Below are 17,790 nucleotides of genomic sequence, written 5' to 3'. Positions count from 1 at the left end.
CTGCTCGGCGGCGCTGGCCGGCACCAGCTCGACGGCGGCGCGCTGGCGCAGCCCCGCCGCGGCCAGCACCGTCGGCGGGCCGGAGGCCAGCGCCGACGCCAGCCGCGCATCGCCCTCGCGCGGGCCGGAGAAGACGATGTCGATGACGACGAGGCGGGCGCCGGCCTGGCCGAGGTAGTCCAGCATCAGCGCATGAACCTCGCGCGAGTACGGCCACTCGCCCAGCGGCTCGCGCAGCGCGCGCAAGGACGCGTCGTCGATGTCGACCACGACGCTGGTGGGTGCAGCCGCAGGCGGCGCCGCGGCGCGCACCAGCAGGTCGCCGATGGCGCGGTCGATGCGCGGCTGGGCGCCGGTCAGGCTCAGCAATGCCCAGAGCAGCAGGGCTGCGGGCAGGGCGAGCCAGGGCCAGCGTTTCAAGGCAGCGGTTTCACAGCAACGGCACCAGCAGCAGCGGCAGCAACCAGAGCCAGCGCGGATAGGGCTGCTCGATCATCTGCGTCTGGCCCCAGGGGCTGGCCGCGCCGGTGGCGTTGAAGGCCCGGGCGCGCAGGAAGTATTTGCCCGGCGAGGGCTTGGGCAGCGTGACCTCGGCCTTGTCGGTCGCGAAGCGCTGCACGTCGGCCCCGTCGAAGGCCTCGGTCTTGCTCCACTCCAGCTCATAGCGCGCGACGCCGGCGTCGGCGCGCCAGCGCAGCTTGAGCTCGTCGCCACTGACCTCGGGCTCGGCCGGCGGCGGCGCGGGCGGCGGCGGCACGAGGAAGAAGCGCTGCGCGTCGCTGAAGGGCCCGACTCGCCCCCCTGCCTCCACCGCCGCGATGCGCCAGTGGTATTCGCCGTAGGGCAGGTCGAGCTGATTGCCGTTGTCGTCCAGCGGCGGCGTGTCGAGCACGACGTCGCGGAACGCGGCGTCACGCGCCACCTGCAGTCGCACGCGAGGCGCCGCGGTGTTGCGCGCCCAGACCACGATGACAGTGCCGTTGCTGCTGCCGCTGCCGCTGTAGACCACGGCGTTGGGCGGCGGCGCCTGGATGAAGGGCGGCTCGGGCCGCGCCTGCAGGCGGATGTTCACGTCAGCCGCGGCGCCCTCCTGGCCGCGCGCGTCGATGGCACGCACGCGCAGCGTGTAGTCGCCGTCGGCCAGTTCGCGGGCCTCGGGCCAGGTCGCCGCCGGTTCGCCGAACTTGCCATCCAGCAGCAGGCGATCGAAGTCGCCCTGCACAAAGAGCTGGGCGCGCCAGGTGGCGGCGCCGGCCGGGCCGCCGACCCAGGCCAGATGCAGGGGCAGCCTTTCCGCCACGGGGGTCAGGCCGCCCAGATCGGGCGCCGGCAGCAGCGGCGCGACCGAGCGTGCCGAGCCTTCGGCCAACAGGCCCTGGCCGCTGGCCACGTCGGGGCCGAGGCCATCGGCATGCACGGCGCCGGACAGCACCTGCATGCGGCTGGCGCCAGCGGCCGTCTGCACGCGGAACTCGGTGCCGCGCACGCCCAGGTTCACGTGGGGTGTGCGCACTTCGTAAAGGGGCACGCGCTGGGCGTTGGGCGCGACGCGGCTGTCCGCGCCGCCCTGCTGCACGCCGATGCGCACGGCGGGGATGGCGCCGCGGCCGAGCACCAGCAGCTGTTCCAGCGTGATGTCGCTTTCCGGCGGGATCAGCAGCCGCGAGCCGTCGGCGAAGCGCAGGCTGGCACTGGACTGGGAACCGGTCCTGATCCGGTCACCGCTCTGCAGCGTGGCGCCCGCCAGCAGTGCCTCGCTGGCGCTGCCGCGCTGGCGCGTGACCTGGCCGCGCGCGAACACGGCCTCGGCGACGCTGGCCTCGCGCTTCAGCCAGGCCACGGGCATGCGCAGCGTCGAGCCGGGCATGAGGCGCAGCGGGTCGGGCACGCGGTTGAGCTTTTGCAGGTCGCGCCAGGTCTTGGGCGGCGCCAGCCAGGCATCGGTCAGCGTGATCAGCGTGTCACCCGGCTGGATGCGGTAGCGCCAGTCCGCATCGACCGCGTCGGTCTGCGCCCTCGCCCAGGCACAGGCAAGCAGCAGACTCATGGCGAGCCAGATTCTCATTGCACTCATCGGCGCCTCCCCTTCCCTCGCAGGAGCTTGGATCCTAGCGATGACTGAGAATGCCGAACACAGGAGGAGTACGCGCAATGCTCACGATTTCGGGCTTCGTCGGCTGGCTGCGCCGCCACCGGATCGCCTGCTTCAGCATCATGGTGCTGAGCTTCATCGCCTTCGGGCTGCTGACGCTGGACCTGGTGCGGCTGGTGAGCGCCAACGCGGCCCTGCTGTCGGAGTACGGCTGGCAAGGGCTGCAGGACGGCGGCCTGCGGCAGTTGCTGGAGCTGCTGGGCTCGACCCTGGCGGCGATGGCGGCCTGGCTGCTGTTCAAGGTCTGCGAGACAGTGCTTGTGCAGGCCTGGACCCGTTAGACCTGGCCCAGCGCCTCTTGCAGCTGGCCACGCAGCCGACGCAGCTTCTGCAGTTCCTGGTCCGGCGCCTGCAGGGCCGGCCACAGCAGGGCGACGAGGTCGCGGGCGCTCATCTCCACATCGATCTGGCGGCCGGTGATGACCACCTCCCACAGCATGTGCTCCATCGGCCCGAAGACGAGGGAGCGCAGCAGGCGCAGCGGGATGTCGCGCCTGACCTCGCCGGCCTCCTGGCCACGGGACAGCAGGTCCATCAGCGGCGCGGTGTAGCGGCGCTGCAGCTCGACAAAGCCTTCGCCCAGATCCTGGCCCTTGGTGCGCCCCTCCGACAGCACCAGCGCACACAGCCCCGTGCCCTGGATCAGGAAGAGGCGCAGATGCGTCAGCACGACGAACTCGAGCTGCTCGCGCACCGAAGCCTCACGCGGCAGGCCGGCTCGAATAGCGTCGATGATCTCGTCATACCAGTCCTGGATGACGCGCATGCAGAGCTCGCGCTTGCCGCGGAAATAGGTGAAGACGGTGGCTTCCGAGATGGCCAGGCGCTGGGCGATCTCGGTCGTCGTGGCGCGCTCGTAGCCGCGCTCGGCAAACACCTCGCGGCCGACGCGCAGGATGTCGCGCACGCGCTGCTCGGCCTTGGGGCCGGCGGGGGATCTGCGCTGAGGCACTGCGGTGGCGGCGGTCGTCATCGAGGCCGCATTCTGCGCAATTCTTGAGTAATACTCAAGTCGGCATTGCATCCGTGTTCACCCTGGATTATTCTGGCGGACCTTACGCGGCTCACAAGGCCGCTCACACTAAGTTGAGCCTTGCTTAATCCTGGATTCGGCAGCGCTCGCCGGGAGACACCATGCCGGTTTTGAACACCCAGCTCAACCCCCGCTCGGCCGACTTCAAGGCCAATGCCGAGGCCATGCGCGGCCACCTCGACGACCTGAACGCCAAGCTGGCGCAGATCGCGCTGGGCGGTGGCGACGCCGCACGCGCCAAGCACACCGCGCGCGGCAAGCTGCTGCCGCGCGACCGCGTCGAGATGCTGCTGGATCCGGGCACGCCCTTCCTGGAGCTGGCGCCGCTGGCCGGCCTGAACCTGTATGACAACGCCGCGCCGGGCGGCGGCGTCATCGCCGGCATCGGCCGCGTATCGGGCGTCGACTGCGTCATCGTCTGCAACGACGCGACCGTGAAGGGCGGTACCTACTACCCCATCACCGTCAAGAAGCATCTGCGCGCCCAGGAGATCGCCCAGCAGAACCGCCTGCCCTGCATCTACCTGGTGGACAGCGGCGGCGCCAACCTGCCCAACCAGGACGAGGTCTTCCCCGACCGCGACCACTTCGGCCGCATCTTCTTCAACCAGGCCAATCTGAGCGCCGAAGGCATCCCGCAGATCGCCGTCGTGATGGGCTCGTGCACGGCCGGCGGCGCCTATGTGCCGGCGATGAGCGACGAGACCATCATCGTCAAGAACCAGGGCACCATCTTCCTGGGCGGCCCGCCGCTGGTGAAGGCCGCCACCGGCGAGGTCGTCACGGCCGAGGACCTGGGCGGCGGTGATGTGCACACCCGCCTGTCGGGCGTGGCCGACCACCTCGCCAACAACGACACCCATGCGCTGGCCATCGCACGCCAGTCGGTCGCGCGGCTGAACTGGTCGAAGGCGAATCCGCTGGCGATGCAGGAACCCAAGGCACCGGCCCACGACCCGGCCGAACTGCATGGCGTGATCCCCACCGACACGCGCAAGCCCTTCGACATCCGCGAGATCATTGCCCGCATCGTCGACGCTTCGGAATTCGACGAGTTCAAGGCCCGCTACGGCGCCACGCTGGTCTGCGGCTTCGCCCACATCGAGGGCATGCCGGTCGGCATCGTCGCCAACAACGGCATCCTGTTCGCCGAGAGCGCCAACAAGGGCGCCCACTTCATCGAGCTGTGCTGCCAGCGCAAGATCCCGCTGGTCTTCCTGCAGAACATCACCGGCTTCATGGTCGGCCGCAAATACGAGAACGACGGCATCGCCCGCGCCGGCGCCAAGATGGTGACGGCCGTGGCCTGCGCCCAGGTGCCCAAGTTCACCGTCATCATTGGCGGCAGCTTCGGCGCCGGCAACTACGGCATGTGCGGCCGCGCCTACAGCCCGCGCTTCCTGTGGATGTGGCCGAACGCGCGCATCTCGGTGATGGGCGGCGAGCAGGCCGCCAGCGTGCTGTCGACCATCCGCCGCGATGCCATCGAGGCCAAGGGCGGCGCGTGGAGCGCCGACGAGGAGGAAGCCTTCAAGGCACCGCTGCGCCAGCAGTACGAGGACCAGGGCCATCCTTACTACGCGTCGGCACGCCTGTGGGACGACGGCGTCATCGACCCGGCCGACACGCGCCGCGTGCTGGCGCTGGGGCTGTCGGCGTCGCTGAACGCACCGATTCCCGAGACCAGGTTCGGCGTGTTCCGGATGTGATGGCGATGCATCTGCCTTCCTGGTCTCGCCTGGCCCCTGTGCTGGCAGCCGCTGCGCTGGGGCTCGGCCAGCCCGCCATGGCCCGCAACGACGCCATCATCCATCCCATCGCGCCGGTGCTGAACGCGGATGGGCGCGCCCTGATGGGCGATCTGCATGTCGCCTTCGGTGCCTCGACAGCGGGTGAGGGCACAGCCCTCACCGCGGGCGTCGAAGTGCACGGCATTGGCTCGACCCAGGACATCGGCTACCGCAAGCCGACCGACGCCGAGGTCTGCGATCGCGCGCTGCTCGATGCGCTCAACAAGCTCGCGCTCGCCGCCCGCAAGGCCGGCGCCAACGGCATCGTCGGCATCGTCTCCAACTACCAGGGCCGCAGCTTGGACGATCCGAACCACGTCGAGTGCCGCGCCGGCACCATCAAGTCGCATGTGCTGCTGAAAGCCAATCTCGTGCACCTTGGCACCGCCCAGACAGCAACCCCATGAGCCATGCCTGACATCAGCATCCGCCCCCTGTCCGCCGCCGACTGCCTGCAGACGCTGACCCATCTGCTGCATGCGTCCTACGCCAGCCTGGCCGCCCAGGGCTGGAACTTCACCGCGGTGGATCAGAGCGTGGAAGTCACGCGCGACCGTCTGGCCGGCGCCCAGGGCTTTGTCGCCGAGCTGGGCGGCCGGCTCGTGGGCACCGTTGCCGTGCGCGGCCCCAAGCCTGCCGATGAGGCCTATATCGCCGACCCGCCCCCGCCGCTGTACACCCGGCCCGGCACCGCCATCTTGTCGCAGCTGGCGGTCCACCCCGATTGCCGTGGCCAAGGCCTGGCCGAGCAACTCATTGCGGCAGCTGAAGCCTGGGCCCAGGCGGAGGGCCACCAACAGATCGCGCTGGATACGGCCGAGCCCGCCCTCGCCCTGCGCGCCCGCTATGCCCGCCGCGGCTATGCCGAGGTCGGCGCCGTGCAGTGGCAGGGCAAGACCTACCGTTCCGTGCTGATGTGCAAGCCGCTGGCCGCGGCCCAACCCGAGCCGACCTCCCCATGAGCAGCTGCCTGACCGTCACGACCGCGGGCCATGTCGCCCGCGTCACGCTGAACCGCCCCGAAGTCCGTAACGCCTTCAACGAGGTGTTGATCAAGGAGCTGACCGAGGCCTTCACCGAACTGGGCCGGCGCGACGACCTGCGCGCCATCGTGCTGGCCGCCGAGGGCAAGGCCTTCTGCGCCGGTGCCGACCTGAACTGGATGAAGGCCATGGCCGGCTACTCCTGGGACGAGAACCATGCCGACGCCACCAAGCTGGCCGAGATGCTTTGGGTGATCTATTCCTGCCCGGTGCCGGTGATTGCGCGCGTGCAGGGCGACGTCTATGCCGGTGGCGTCGGCCTGGTGGCCTGCGCCGACATCGTCGTCGCGGTGGACACGACGGGCTTCTGCCTCAGCGAGGCCAAGCTGGGCCTGCTGCCGGCCACCATCGGCCCCTATGTCGTCAAGGCCCTGGGCGAGCAGGCGTCGCGGCGCTATTTCGTGACGGCCGAGCGCTTTGCTGCCGCCGAGGCCAAGACGCTGGGCCTCGTGCACGAGGTCGTCGCGGCCGATGCGCTGGACAGCAAGGTCGATGAGCTCGTAACCGCCATCACCGCCAACGGCCCCGCCGCCGCGCGCGCCTGCAAGCAACTCGTCAAGGACGTGGCCAGCCGCGAGATCACACCCGAGCTGCGCGACATGACCGCGCGCCGCATCGCCGACATCCGCGCCAGCGCCGAAGGGCGCGAAGGGGTGCAGAGCTTCCTCAACAAGGCCAAGCCGAGTTGGCTGGCAGGCTGAGACCCCTTGATGAACGCAGTTTCGTCAGCGCCGGCAGTGCCGGGAAGCCTTGAAAAAAGGCGCGAAAGCCTGGACGCGCAGAAGGTGCTTCGTCTGCTAGCCAAAGGCCTGGCGCCGCTCGCCTTCACGCGAACCAAGCCGTCCTTCTTTACGCGCCCCGGCGACCTGGTTGTGGAGTTTGTCCATATCCACAAGTACACCTTCGGGCCGATGTTTCGCATGCACCTCGGAATTCGCGTATTGAACGACACAAAAGAAGACGGCATGCACCTGAATGGCCCGCAGATAGACGGCCTCGTAGACGCCTCCGCTTTGCGTTATGCGGCCCGATTCGAATACGGCCAGGATGCCGAATCCATCGCCGCTTGCGCGGCACTCATGGCCGAGGTCATCCGCCTGCAGGCCGAACCATGGTTTGCGTCGATGCGCCCAGTGCAGCAGCTTCTGGACTCACCGGAATCTCCGCTTCGGTCACAAAGCAAGGACGCCCTGCGCGCTGCCCTGTCCGGTGCTTTCAACGCTGACGCCATCGCGAGATCGCGCAGCAGGCTCGGCCTGACCGCATGAAGCTAGACGCCATCCAACTGCTTGCCCTTGCCGCCGCCCTCGGCTGGGCCAGCGGCTTGCGCCTTTATCTGACGGTGCTGCTGGTCGGTATCGCAGGGCATTGGGGCTGGATCGCCTTGCCGCTGGGCCTGCAGGTGTTGGCCTCACCGCTGGTGATGGGCGGCGCGGCCGTCATGACGATGGTGGAGTTCCTGGCCGACAAGGTCCCGCTGGTCGACAGCGCCTGGGATGCGCTGCACACGCTGATCCGCATTCCCGCGGGCGCGGCCCTCGTGGCCGGCCTGGTCAGCGGCTGGGCCGGTGACCATGGCCAGGCCTGGGGCATCGTTGCCGCGCTGGCCGGCGGTGGTCTTGCCGCCGCGGCGCACACGGCCAAGGCCAGCACGCGCGCTGCCGCCAACACTTCGCCCGAACCCTTCTCCAACATCGGCCTGTCGCTGGCCGGCGACGTGGCCGTGCCGACCATGCTGTGGCTGGCCTGGGCACACCCCCTGATCTTTTTCCCGCTGCTCGTGACGTCCCTCGCCGTCATGGGCGTGCTGACCTGGTTCTGCTTCAAGTTCGTGCGCGCGCTGTTCCGCCGCGTGCGGCGCCCCTCTCCCGCATGACTTCCCTCCAAGAGCGCAGCCGCGCCGCCGTCTGGCACCCCTGCACGCAGATGGCGCGTCTCGTCGACGTGCCGCCGCTGCCCATCGCGCGTGGCGACGGCCCCTGGCTGTTCGATACCGACGGCCGGCGCTATTTCGACGCCAACTCGTCCTGGTGGGTCAACCTCTTCGGCCACAGCGACAAGGCCCTGCACGACGCCATCAAGGCCCAGCTCGACACCCTGCCCCATGTGATGCTGGCCGGCTGCACGCACGAGCCCGCCGTGCGGCTGGCCGAGCGGCTGTCGGCCCGCACCGGCGGCGCGCTCGGGCATGTGTTCTTCGGCAGCGATGGCGCCAGCGCCGTCGAGATCGCGCTGAAGCAGAGCTTCCATTCGTGGAAGAACCGCGGCCTGACAACCAAGCGCGAGTTCGTCTGCCTGAAGAACAGCTATCACGGCGAGACGCTGGGCGCCTTGAGCGTGACCGACGTGCAGGTCTTCCGCGACGCCTACGACGCGCTGCTGATGCGCGCCCACATCGTCGCGTCACCCGACGCGCGCCTGGGCAACGAGGCCGAGGCGCTGGCCGCGATGCGCGCGCTGCTGGCCGAACGGCACGCCTCAATAGCCTGCGTCATCGTCGAGCCGCTGATCCAGGGCGCGGCCGGCATGGTCATGTACTCGCCGGCCTATCTGAAGGGCCTGCGCGAGCTGACGCGCGAGTTCGGCGTGCACCTGATCGCCGACGAGATCGCCGTCGGTTGTGGCCGCACGGGCACTTTCTTCGCGTGGGAACAAACCGGCGCCGATTGGCCTGACTTCATGCTGCTGTCCAAGGGCATCACCGCCGGGACCATGCCGCTGTCCCTCGTGCTGACGACGGACGACGTGTTCGCCGCCTTCTGGAGCGAGGACGTCACGCGCGGCTTCCTGCATTCGCACTCCTACACCGGCAACCCGCTGGCCTGCGCGGCGGCCAATGCGGTGCTGGACCGCTTCGACGCCGGCCAGCTCGACGCCAACCGCGCCCAGGCCGAACGCCTGACCCGCGCCTTCGCGCCTCTGGCTCAATCCACCCCACGTGTGAAGCATCTGCGCCAACGCGGCATGATCCTGGCCTTCGATGTGCAAGAGGCGCCACCGCGCTTCGCCGAGCGCTTCCACCTCGCGGCGCGCGCACACGAACTGCTGATCCGACCGATCGGCAGCACCGTCTACCTGATGCCCCCTTATTTGATCGACGACGCGACCGCGGCCTTCCTGGCCCAGGCCGTGACGGCGACCTTGAACGATGTCCTTGCTTGATCATCTGAGCGCCAAGCTCGCCGCCATCTCGGCGCAGAGCCTGACGCGCAAACTGCGTACCGCCGACAACGGCACCGCTCCCCGCCAAAGCATCAACGGCCGCGAGCTGCTGATGTTCTGCTCCAACGACTACCTGGGCCTGGCTGCGGAGCCTGCGATTGCCGACGCCATCTCTGAAGGCGCCCGCCTGTGGGGCGGCGGCTCCGGCGCCTCGCCCCTCGTCAGCGGCCACAGCGCCGCACACGAGGCCGTCAGCGAGACGCTGGCGCGTTGGTACGCGCCGCACATCCCGCAGGCCCGCGCCATCGGTTTCTGCACCGGCTATATGGCGAATCTCGCCGTCGTCACCGCCCTGGGCGATGAGCACACCGAGATCTTCTCGGAGCAGCTCAACCACGCCTCGCTGATCGACGCGGCCCGCCTGGCCAAGGCCAAGGTGACGCGCTATGGCCATGCCGACGTGGCCGGCCTGCGCGCCTTGCTGGCGGCCAGCACAGCCCAGGTGAGGCTCATCGTCACCGACGCCGTCTTCAGCATGGACGGCGACCTGGCGCCGCTGCCCGAGCTGCTCGCTCTCGCGAACGAATTCGACGCCTGGCTCATCGTCGACGACGCCCACGGCTTCGGCGTGCTGGGCGACAAGGGCCGCGGCTCGCTCGAGCACTTTGGCCTGCACAGCGAGCGCCTCATCCTGGTCGGCACGCTGGGCAAGGCCGCCGGCCTCGCGGGCGCCTTTGTGGCGGCCCACGCCACCATCGTCGACTACCTGCTGCAGGCCGCGCGCAACTTCATCTTCTCGACCGCCTCGCCGCCGGCCATCGAGCACGCGCTGCTGACCAGCTTCGAGCTGATCGAAGGCCCGCTCGGCGCCACGCGCCGCGCCAACCTCGTCGCGCTGCAAGCCCGGCTGCGCGCCGGCCTGATCGCGCTGATAGCCCGCCATCCGCGCCTGGGCTGGTCACTCACTGACGCGGCAACGCCCATCCAGCCCCTCATCGTCGGCGGCAATGCCGAGGTCATGGCGCTGGCTGCGGAGCTGGAGGCCGCCGGCCTGCGCGTGCCCGGCATCCGCCCGCCCACGGTCGCGGCGGGCACGGCGCGCCTGCGCATCACGCTGTGCGCGACGCACAGCGCCGCCGACGTGGACGCGCTGCTGCAAGCCCTGGAGCGCGCCGCCCTCACTGGCGACGCACGGCAGGACGCTCACATGGACGAGAGCTTGGCGAAAGCCTTCTCGTATGCGGGTTGAGTCTTGATCGCGCCATCCATGGCCCGCTTGGCCTTCATGTACGCAGCCTGGATGGGCTTGAGGTCGTCCTTGCCGACCTTGATGTCGCCCTTGGTCAGCTTGGCCAATTCCTTCAGGGCGACGTCGAGTTCGTCGGTGAAGCCCTTCATGATCGCGTTGATGCGCGCGAAATCGGTCAGCTTGGCCACCATCGCCGGGTCACCGGCGCCCAGCTTGATCGCGCCCTCGGCACCCTGTTCCAGGTCGGTGACGAGTTTCACGAAGGCCGTGATGCCGGCGATGAAGCCCTTCTCGGCGACCGGATCCAGCGTGGCCTTGTACTTGTTGAGGTCGATGCGCAGCGCCGCGATGCCGGCCTTGATCTTGCCCAGTTCGGGTGTCTTGTTCTTCATCGCGGCTTCAAGGCTTTTGATGAGGGGCTCGAAGCCCATCTTGCCGCCCGGCTTCTTGCCACCACGGGCCTTCTCGGCGTCCACCTTGATCTTCTGCCAGACGGAAACGAGCGTCGCGCCCTTGTCGAAAATGCCCATGCTGACTCCTGTTGCTGATTGCAGCCGCTGGTTCGGCCGACGGCACAACCGCCACGGCCACCTGCGCTTGTGTGGCCGCCAGGGCCCAATAAGTTCCCCATCCCGCTGACATGAGCCGCGCCTACTTCATCACCGGCACCGACACCGAGATCGGCAAGACCTTCGTCACCGCCGCGCTGACCCGTGCGCTGTCGGCGCGTGGCCTGCGCGTCGCGCCCATCAAGTCGCTGGCGGCTGGCCAGGAACTCGTCGACGGTCGCTGGGTCAACGATGACGTCGCCACGCTGCTCGCGGCGCAGAACCTGGGCCTGAGCGACACCGAAGTCGGTCCGCTGCAATTCCGCGAGCCTTGCGCCCCCCATATCGCCGCCAAGCTCGAAGGCCGCTCTATCGACCGCGACGCGCTGTTGGCCGCCATCCGCGCCACCGCGGCCAAGGCCGACATCGCCCTCGTCGAAGGCGTCGGCGGCTTCCGCGTGCCGCTGACCGACAGCTGGGACACCGCCGACCTCGCCGTCGACCTGGGCCTGCCCGTCATCCTCGTCGTCGGCCTGCGCCTGGGTTGCATCAACCATGCGCTGCTGACGGCTGAAGCCATCCGCGCCCGTGGCCTGACGCTGGCCGCCTGGGTCGCCAACACGGTAGACCCGCAGCAACCCCATGTCGCCGACAATCTGGCGGCCCTGCAAACCGGCCTGAAGGCGCCCTGCCTTGGCCATCTGCCCCGACTTTCCGACCCGCTGGCAGCCCCTGCCAGTCTCGACATCTCTGCACTGATCTCCGCATGAACCAGATCCAGACCCTCACCCCGACCACCGACGCTGACCGCCGCCAGGCCAAGCCCTGGACCGTGGCCGAGATCGCCGCGCTGTTCGAGCTGCCCTTCAACGACCTGCTGTTCCGCGCCCAGCAGGTGCACCGCGAGCACTTCGATGCCAACGCGGTGCAGTTGTCCACGCTGCTGTCCATCAAGACCGGCGGCTGCGAGGAAGACTGCGCCTACTGCCCGCAGTCGGCCCATTTCGACACCGGGCTCAAGGCCGAGAAGCTGATCCCGCTTCAGGAGGTCATGGAAGCCGCCCGCGCCGCCAAGCAGAACGGCGCGACCCGCTTCTGCATGGGCGCTGCCTGGCGCTCGCCGAAGCCGCGCCACCTGGAGGCCATCGGCGAGATGATTGCCGAGGTCAAGGCCCTGGGCCTGGAGACCTGCCTGACGGCCGGCATGCTGGAAGACGGCCAGGCCGAACAGCTGAAAACTGCCGGCCTCGACTACTACAACCACAACCTCGACACGGCGCCCGAGTTCTACGGCCAGATCATCACGACGCGGACCTACCAGGACCGTCTGGACACGCTGGAGCGGGTGCGCCAGCAAGGGCTCAAGGTCTGCTCGGGCGGCATCGTCGGCATGGGCGAGACGCGCCGCCAGCGCGCCGGCCTGATCGCCCAGCTCGCCAACCTCGACCCCTACCCCGAGAGCGTGCCCATCAACAACCTCGTGCAGGTCGAAGGCACGCCGCTGGCCGGCACCGCACCGCTGGACCCGCTGGAATTCATCCGCACCATCGCCGTCGCCCGCATCACCATGCCGCGCGCCATGGTGCGCCTGTCGGCCGGCCGCGAGGAGATGCCGGAGACGATGCAGGCGCTCTGTTTCCTCGCCGGCGCCAACTCGATGTTCTATGGCGACAAGCTGCTGACGACGAGCAACCCGCAGGCCGAGAAGGACCGCGAGCTGCTGGCGCGCCTGGGCATGCGCTGCTCGACCGAGGCCGAGCTGACGCCGTCAGACGCGGCCGCCAAGGTGCAGGTCTGCACGCACTGATATGAAGACCGTTCTGCTGCTCATCGCCACGCTGGCCCTGTCCGGCTGCGCCTTCGTCTACGACCAGGTGCAGGACATCGCGCAGGCCCAGTGCGCCAGCAACGGCAGCAACGCCCAGGACCGCCGCGCCTGCGAAAAGCGCAACGCGCCGGCCTATGACGACTACGAGGCGCGGCGCAAGCGCATGCAGCAAGGCCAGCCCGGCTGAAACCCTGCCCGCCTCATCACCGCCAGCGACCCTGGCACCGCCTGAACACCGTGTAGAAGGTTCACGAGACCGGAGACAAGAAGAAATGTTCAAGAAGATCCTCATCGCCAACCGGGGCGAAATCGCCTGTCGAGTCGCCGCGACTGCGCGCCGCCTTGGCATTCAAACGGTCGCCGTTTACTCCGACGCGGACGCGCAAGCCCAGCACGTGCAGGCCTGCGACGAAGCCGTTCACATCGGCGGTCCGGCGCCGCGCGACTCCTATCTGCAGTGGCAGCGCATCCTCGAGGCCGCCAAGGCCACCGGCGCGCAGGCCGTCCACCCCGGCTATGGCTTCTTGAGCGAGAACGAAGCGTTCGCGCAAGCCTGCGCCGACGCTGGCCTGGTCTTCATCGGTCCGCCGCCGAGCGCCATCCTCGCGATGGGCCTGAAGGCCGAATCCAAGCGCCTGATGGAAGCGGCGAATGTGCCGCTGGTGCCGGGCTATCACGGCGCCGACCAGGACCCCGCCCTGCTCAAGCGTGAAGCCGACCGCATCGGCTACCCGGTGCTGATCAAGGCCAGCGCCGGCGGCGGCGGCAAGGGCATGCGTGCCGTCTACAACGCGGACGAATTCGACGCGTCCCTCGCCTCCTGCAAGCGCGAGGCCATCAACAGCTTCGGCGACGACGCGGTGCTGATCGAGCGCTATGTGCAGAAGCCCCGCCACATCGAGATCCAGGTCTTCGGCGATTCGCAGGGCGACTGCGTCTACCTGTTCGAGCGCGACTGCTCGGTGCAGCGCCGCCACCAGAAGGTGCTGGAGGAAGCCCCGGCGCCAGGCATGACGCCCGAGCGTCGCGCCCAGATGGGCGAGGCCGCCGTCGCGGCCGCCAAGGCGGTCGGCTATGTCGGCGCCGGCACGGTCGAGTTCATCGCCGAGCAGGATGGCCGCTTCTATTTCATGGAAATGAACACGCGGCTGCAGGTCGAACACCCGGTCACCGAGGCCATCACGGGCCAGGACCTGGTGGAGTGGCAATTGCGCGTGGCCTCGGGCGAGCCGCTGCCGCTCAAGCAATCGGAGCTGCGCATGCACGGCCACGCCATCGAGGCCCGCATCTGCGCCGAGAACCCCGACGGCGGCTTCCTGCCCGCCACCGGCTCGTTGGACGTGGCCCGCTGGCCGGCCCACGTGGCCTTCCAGCGCGGCAATGTCCGCATCGACGCCGGCGTGCGCGAGGGCGATGCCATCAGCCCCTACTACGACTCGATGATCGCCAAGCTCATCGTCTGGGGCGAGGACCGCGCCCAGGCGCTGGCCCGGCTGGACCTGGCGCTGCGCGACACCCATATCGTCGGCCTGCAGACCAATGTCGCCTTCCTGCGCCGCTGCGCAGCGACGACCTCTTTCTCGAACGCTGACCTCGATACCGGCCTGATCGAACGCGAGAAGGCGGTGCTGTTCGACCAGCCCGGCCTGGCGCTGCGCGTCAGCGCGGCTGCCGTCGTCGCCCACACGCTGGCGATCGAAGGCGCGACCCAGGGCCGCGACCCCTGGAGCGCTCGCGACGGCTGGCGCATGTTCGGCTCGGCCACGCGCCGCTTCGACCTCGAAGCCGGCGGCAGCCATCACGAGGTGCTGCTGTCGCGCCATCACCGCGGCGGCATGACGCTGACGGTGGAGGGCGAAGCCATCGAGTTCGCCGTGCAGTCGGCCGACGCCGAGACGCATGAACTCTTCCTCGGCACGGAGCGTGTCGCTGTGAAGACCTATGCCCAGGGTGAGCGCGTCGCCGTGTTCTCAGCGAATGGCTCAGCCGTGCTGACCGAAGTGGACGTCATCGCCCACGCCGGCGACTCGCCCAGCGAAGGCGGCCGACTGACCGCCCCCATGCCCGGCAAGCTGGTGGCCTTCCTCGCCAAGGCCGGCGACACCGTCACCAAGGGCCAGCCCCTGGCCGTCATGGAGGCGATGAAGATGGAGCACACCATCTCCTCGCCGCGCGACGGCAAGGTGGCCGAGCTGCTGTTCGCCGTCGGCGACCAGGTCGGCGACGGCGCCGAGCTGCTGAAGCTGGAGGCTTGAAGACCATGGCCCTGCCCTCGCACGTCAAGATCCTCGACGTCGGCCCGCGCGACGGGCTGCAGAACGAGAAGGAGAACGTCTCCACCGAGCACAAGGCCAAGCTGGTCTCGATGCTGCAGGACGCCGGGCTCAAGGAGATCGAGGTCACCAGCTTCGTCAGCCCGAAATGGGTGCCGCAGATGGGAGACAACACGGCCGTGATGGCGGCCATAGCCCGCCGCGCCGGGGTGCGCTATTCGGTGCTGGTGCCCAACCTCAAGGGCCTGGAGCCGGCGCTGGCCACCCAGCCCGACGAGATCCTCGTCTTCACGGCGGCCAGCGAGGCCTTCACGCAGAAGAACATCAATTGCTCCATCGCCGAGAGCCTGGAGCGCTTCGCGCCAGTGATTGAAGGCGCGCATGCAGCCGGCATCAAGGTGCGCGCTGCGCTGTCCTGCGCGCTCGGCTGCCCTTATGAGGGCGAGATCACCGCCGACCAGGTCGAGGCCGTCGTGAAGCCGCTGCGCGAGCTGGGCGTGGACGCCATCGACATCGCCGACACCATCGGCGTCGGCACGCCGCGCAAGGTGCAGGCGGCGATGGAGAGGGCGTTGAAGCACTTCCCGCTGGCCGAGGTGTCGGGCCATTTCCACGACACCTATGGCCAGGCGCTGACCAATATCTACGCCAGCATGGAGCTGGGCCTGTACAGCTTCCACGCCAGCGTGGCCGGCCTGGGCGGCTGCCCCTATGCCAAGGGGGCGACGGGCAATGTCGCGACGGAGGACGTCGTCTTCATGCTGAACGGCCTCGGCATTGAAACCGGCATCGACCTCGACCGGCTCGTCGATGCCGGCGCCTTCATCTCGAACGTGCTGGGCCGCCCGCCGGTGTCGCGCGTGGCGCGGGCGGTGCTCGCCAAGCGCGCCGGGTAAAACTGAAACAGGCTTTCACCCCGATGGCAACGGGCCTGGCGGCCCGTGACGTTCGTTTACACCGGCGCTCCCGTGTCGGTTGTCACGGTCCGCCTTACGGAAAACTTACCCACCGGCGACCGACCCCGGCTGTAATCGCCCCCGTCATAAATACAAGGACGTTGGGTTGGCCGGGGCGCATTGGAGACGATGCGGGCCACTCACGGTAGGCCATGAACTTTCAGCCTCTGAGTCTGCACAAGACCCGCTTTCATGCGGGCAAGCCCACGCCGTTCGGCATCTTCGACGGCAGCGGGCGCCTGCTGCTGGCACGCGGCCATCAATTCGAGAGCGTCGATCAGCTCGAGAAGCTGATCGAACGCGAAGCGACGGTGGACGTGCGCGAATTCGACGACACGGCGCGCCGCATCGCCAACGCGCGGCGCGACCAGCTGCCGGCGTATTGGGACGAAAGCATGGGCGAGGTCGGGCGGCTGCTGCGCGCCAGCCCGACGAGCGACTTCACGCAGTCACTGGACCAGGCCTCCCGTCCCTTGATGGCTCTCATCGAGCGCGACCCCGATCTGGCCATCCTGCAGGCGGTGCGGGCCGAGGCCGTCGAAGGCGGCCCGACCGCCTATGCCAGCCGGCATGCCGTGCACACGGCCACCGCCGCCTGCCTGGCGGCGAGCCGGCTGGGCTGGTCGACAGCGCAGAAGCAATGCGTGCTGCGCACCGCGCTGACGATGAACATCGCCATGGCGGAGCTGCAGAACAAGCTGGTGACCCAGGTGTCGCCGGTCACGCCGCTGCAGCGCGCCGAGATCGAGTCCCACCCCGAGCGCAGCGCGGCCATGCTGGAGATGGCCGGCGTGACGGACACCGACTGGCTGGAGGCGGTGCGCCAGCACCATGAAGAGCACGACGGCACGGGCTACCCGCATCGTCCGGCCCAGGTCAACGCGGTGGCGCAGCTGGTGCACAGCGCCGACTGCTTCACCGCCAAGCTCAGCCCGCGCCTGAAGCGCCCGCCCCTGCTGGCCGATGCCGCGGCGCGGCTGCAATACCAATGCGCCAAGGGCGATCCGCTGACCGCCGCCCTCATCAAGGAGTTCGGCCTCTACCCGCCGGGCTGCACGGTGCGCTTGAAGTCCGGCGAAGTGGGCATGGTGATGAAGCGCGGCGAAAGCGCCAGCACGCCTCTCGTGGCCGTGCTGACGGACCGCCAGGGCAATCTGCGCATCGAACCGGCCAAACGCGACACGGCCAAGCCGGAGTTCGGCATCGCGGCCGTGGTGCCGCTAGCGGGGTTGAAAGTACGTGTCGGCCTGGAGAAGTTGATCCAGGCCGTGCCTGACTAAGCCCTCAGCTCCCACAAGACATTGACGATGCGCCAGCGGCCCTCGACCTGGGCCATGTGCATGTAGTCGATCCAGGCCTCGGCGTCGACGCGCACGCTGGCGGTGCGGCCGAAGACGTCGAGGATCTTCACGTCGGCGCGCTTGCCGGTTTCGGGCTTGTGGCTGCGCGTGTACTGCACCAGCGTCATCGCGCCCATGTTCTGCAGCTCGCCGCGGCCGTCGGGCAGGCGCTTGACGATGCGCTTGGCCAGCTCGGGATGCAGTGAGCGCTCCATGCGTGCCGCGTCGCCGGCATACCAGCCCTCGATGTAGTCGCGCGCGCAGGCCTCGATGGCGGCGGCCTCAGGTTCGGCGGCACTCGCCGCCGTGGCAGCCGCGGCCAGGGCCGCGCTGCTCATGAAGATGCGTCTTTGCAAGATGGGCTCCGTCCGGGATGGCGAACGGCGCGCAGCATCGCAGCAAGCAGGGCTGCGCGG

20 protein-coding genes are annotated in these 17,790 nt (G+C 69.0%); 15 read left to right on the top strand and 5 right to left on the bottom strand.

Going from position 1 to position 17,790, the window contains the following annotated elements; translation table 11 throughout:
- Window positions 1-420, bottom strand: a 420-nt coding sequence (locus tag AC1D2H_RS05815; protein WP_478010235.1) for a CHASE2 domain-containing protein, incomplete at its 3' end; no start/stop codon positions are given.
- A 10-nt stretch (window positions 421-430) separates the two neighbouring features.
- Window positions 431-2,047, bottom strand: a complete 1,617-nt coding sequence (locus tag AC1D2H_RS05810; RefSeq protein WP_478010234.1) for a FecR domain-containing protein — start codon at window positions 2,045-2,047, stop codon at window positions 431-433.
- Between the two features lie 104 nt (window positions 2,048-2,151).
- Between AC1D2H_RS05810 and AC1D2H_RS05805 the strand changes: the two genes are divergently transcribed.
- Window positions 2,152-2,433: a hypothetical protein gene (locus tag AC1D2H_RS05805; RefSeq protein WP_477928033.1), complete on the top strand. Its 282-nt coding sequence runs from the start codon at window positions 2,152-2,154 to the stop codon at window positions 2,431-2,433.
- Here AC1D2H_RS05805 and AC1D2H_RS05800 read toward each other — a convergent pair.
- Window positions 2,430-3,125, bottom strand: a complete 696-nt coding sequence (locus AC1D2H_RS05800; RefSeq protein ID WP_477928031.1) for a TetR/AcrR family transcriptional regulator — start codon at window positions 3,123-3,125, stop codon at window positions 2,430-2,432. The two genes, AC1D2H_RS05805 and AC1D2H_RS05800, sit on opposite strands and share 4 nt — an antisense overlap.
- 161 nt (window positions 3,126-3,286) lie before the next feature.
- On the opposite strand from AC1D2H_RS05800, the gene AC1D2H_RS05795 reads away from it, so the two are divergent.
- The 8 genes from AC1D2H_RS05795 to bioF are packed head-to-tail and all read left to right on the top strand — an operon-like array spanning window position 3,287 to window position 10,429.
- Entirely contained in the window at window positions 3,287-4,894 is a 1,608-nt protein-coding gene (locus AC1D2H_RS05795; RefSeq protein WP_478010233.1) for a carboxyl transferase domain-containing protein, read from the top strand.
- 5 nt (window positions 4,895-4,899) lie between these two features.
- Complete coding sequence (locus AC1D2H_RS05790; protein ID WP_478010232.1) at window positions 4,900-5,382, top strand: hypothetical protein; 483 nt, start codon at window positions 4,900-4,902, stop codon at window positions 5,380-5,382.
- A gap of 3 nt (window positions 5,383-5,385) precedes the next feature.
- Window positions 5,386-5,937: a GNAT family N-acetyltransferase gene (locus AC1D2H_RS05785; RefSeq protein ID WP_477928025.1), complete on the top strand. Its 552-nt coding sequence runs from the start codon at window positions 5,386-5,388 to the stop codon at window positions 5,935-5,937.
- Window positions 5,934-6,719: an enoyl-CoA hydratase/isomerase family protein gene (locus AC1D2H_RS05780; RefSeq protein ID WP_478010231.1), complete on the top strand. Its 786-nt coding sequence runs from the start codon at window positions 5,934-5,936 to the stop codon at window positions 6,717-6,719. Before AC1D2H_RS05785 ends, AC1D2H_RS05780 begins: the two co-directional genes overlap by 4 nt.
- A 9-nt stretch (window positions 6,720-6,728) precedes the next feature.
- Window positions 6,729-7,286, top strand: coding sequence for a hypothetical protein (locus AC1D2H_RS05775; protein WP_478010230.1), 558 nt, complete (start codon window positions 6,729-6,731; stop codon window positions 7,284-7,286).
- Window positions 7,283-7,894 (top strand): DUF4126 domain-containing protein, encoded by a 612-nt coding sequence (locus tag AC1D2H_RS05770; protein ID WP_478010229.1) that lies wholly within the window; start codon window positions 7,283-7,285, stop codon window positions 7,892-7,894. The genes AC1D2H_RS05775 and AC1D2H_RS05770 overlap by 4 nt, the downstream gene beginning before the upstream one ends.
- A complete protein-coding gene (gene bioA / locus AC1D2H_RS05765; RefSeq protein ID WP_478010228.1) occupies window positions 7,891-9,180 on the top strand; it encodes an adenosylmethionine--8-amino-7-oxononanoate transaminase in 1,290 nt (429 codons plus the stop codon). The genes AC1D2H_RS05770 and bioA overlap by 4 nt, the downstream gene beginning before the upstream one ends.
- The gene (bioF, locus tag AC1D2H_RS05760; RefSeq protein ID WP_478010227.1) at window positions 9,167-10,429 is read left to right on the top strand and encodes an 8-amino-7-oxononanoate synthase; all 1,263 of its coding nucleotides are present in this window, start codon (window positions 9,167-9,169) and stop codon (window positions 10,427-10,429) included. Before bioA ends, bioF begins: the two co-directional genes overlap by 14 nt.
- On the opposite strand, the gene AC1D2H_RS05755 is transcribed toward bioF, so the two are convergent.
- A complete protein-coding gene (locus tag AC1D2H_RS05755; RefSeq protein ID WP_478010226.1) occupies window positions 10,384-10,959 on the bottom strand; it encodes a hypothetical protein in 576 nt (191 codons plus the stop codon). The two genes, bioF and AC1D2H_RS05755, sit on opposite strands and share 46 nt — an antisense overlap.
- A 110-nt stretch (window positions 10,960-11,069) precedes the next feature.
- Here AC1D2H_RS05755 and bioD point away from each other — a divergent pair, with 110 nt between their 5' ends.
- The 6 genes from bioD (at window position 11,070) to AC1D2H_RS05725 (ending at window position 17,314) form a co-directional block, all read left to right on the top strand.
- Window positions 11,070-11,747, top strand: a complete 678-nt coding sequence (gene bioD, locus AC1D2H_RS05750; protein ID WP_478010225.1) for a dethiobiotin synthase — start codon at window positions 11,070-11,072, stop codon at window positions 11,745-11,747.
- Window positions 11,744-12,784 carry a biotin synthase BioB gene (gene bioB / locus AC1D2H_RS05745; RefSeq protein WP_477928011.1) on the top strand — a complete coding sequence of 347 codons (1,041 nt, stop codon included), beginning with the start codon at window positions 11,744-11,746 and terminating at the stop codon, window positions 12,782-12,784. The genes bioD and bioB overlap by 4 nt, the downstream gene beginning before the upstream one ends.
- A gap of 1 nt (window position 12,785) precedes the next feature.
- A complete protein-coding gene (locus AC1D2H_RS05740) occupies window positions 12,786-12,992 on the top strand; it encodes a hypothetical protein (protein ID WP_478010224.1) in 207 nt (68 codons plus the stop codon).
- An 85-nt stretch (window positions 12,993-13,077) separates the two neighbouring features.
- On the top strand, window positions 13,078-15,060 hold the full coding sequence (locus tag AC1D2H_RS05735; RefSeq protein WP_478010223.1) for an acetyl/propionyl/methylcrotonyl-CoA carboxylase subunit alpha: 1,983 nt from the start codon (window positions 13,078-13,080) through the stop codon (window positions 15,058-15,060).
- Between the two features lie 5 nt (window positions 15,061-15,065).
- Window positions 15,066-15,974, top strand: coding sequence for a hydroxymethylglutaryl-CoA lyase (locus AC1D2H_RS05730; RefSeq protein ID WP_478010222.1), 909 nt, complete (start codon window positions 15,066-15,068; stop codon window positions 15,972-15,974).
- Between the two features lie 212 nt (window positions 15,975-16,186).
- Entirely contained in the window at window positions 16,187-17,314 is a 1,128-nt protein-coding gene (locus AC1D2H_RS05725) for an HD-GYP domain-containing protein (protein ID WP_477928003.1), read from the top strand.
- Here the strand turns inward: AC1D2H_RS05725 and AC1D2H_RS05720 are convergent.
- Complete coding sequence (locus AC1D2H_RS05720) at window positions 17,311-17,730, bottom strand: nuclear transport factor 2 family protein (RefSeq protein WP_477928001.1); 420 nt, start codon at window positions 17,728-17,730, stop codon at window positions 17,311-17,313. The two genes, AC1D2H_RS05725 and AC1D2H_RS05720, sit on opposite strands and share 4 nt — an antisense overlap.
- Window positions 17,731-17,790: the final 60 nt, after the last annotated feature.

The organism is Roseateles sp. P1_C1_2 (genome assembly GCF_056406535.1).
The sequence above is the reverse complement of the archived record's forward strand: the minus strand, read 5'-3'. Positions and strand labels throughout refer to the sequence as shown.